Annotated in this window: 2 protein-coding genes; both read right to left on the reverse strand. The window is 62.4% G+C overall.

Annotated elements, in window-relative coordinates; translation table 11 throughout:
- Positions 1 to 289, reverse strand: a 289-nt coding sequence (locus tag A5707_RS00150; RefSeq protein ID WP_065012511.1) for a WXG100 family type VII secretion target, incomplete at its 3' end; no start/stop codon positions are given.
- Positions 290 to 303: 14 nt separating this feature from the next.
- The gene (gene esxG, locus A5707_RS00155) at positions 304 to 597 is read right to left on the reverse strand and encodes a type VII secretion system protein EsxG (RefSeq protein WP_065012512.1); all 294 of its coding nucleotides are present in this window, start codon (positions 595 to 597) and stop codon (positions 304 to 306) included.
- Between the last annotated feature and the right edge of the window lies 1 nt (position 598).

Genomic DNA, 598 nt, shown 5'->3' on the forward strand with positions numbered 1-598 from the left:
AGCCGCCCCATTTGGCGGCTTCGGCTTGGTCGCGGGCCAGCATGGCCATGGTGTTGGCCTCATGGGTGCCCGCCATGCCGTGGTAGGCCCGCACCAACTCCTCCATCGCCTGATTCCACTGCGCCTGCCACGCCTGATAGGTCATCCCGGTATCACCTTGCCAAGCACCCGACAACGCCGCCTGCTCACTAGAAATATCGGCACCCAACCCCTGCATGGTCGCCGCATAGGAGGCCATATCCCCGGCATGGGCCAACATCGCCGGGTAGTTGTACATAATCTGCGACATCACGTAATCCCCTCTCAGAACCCGGTATAGCCACTAGCCGCAGCCGCATCGGCGGCCACATAGGTGCCCGCCGCATCACCCAAATTGGCCTGGGCGATATCCAACAACGCATTCACCTTGGCCGCCACCTCCACAAACCGCGCATGCGAAGCCTGAAACGCCGCCGAGGACTCCCCCACATGAAACGCCTGCGCCGAAAGCGCCTCCTGCTCAGCCTGACCAATCGTCGAGCGCATCAACCCCGCCTTGGCCGCAAACGCCGACTGCGACGCCACCAACTGCGGAATATGGGCATCCAACAAACTCATC

Source organism: Mycobacterium kyorinense (genome assembly GCF_001672775.1).
Classification (GTDB): domain Bacteria; phylum Actinomycetota; class Actinomycetes; order Mycobacteriales; family Mycobacteriaceae; genus Mycobacterium; species Mycobacterium kyorinense_A.

What these genes read in the sequence shown, in the direction of transcription:
- esxG (WP_065012512.1), bottom strand. Translation starts at nt 597, where the DNA reads ATGAGTTTGTTGGATGCCCATATTCCGCAGTTGGTGGCGTCGCAGTCG.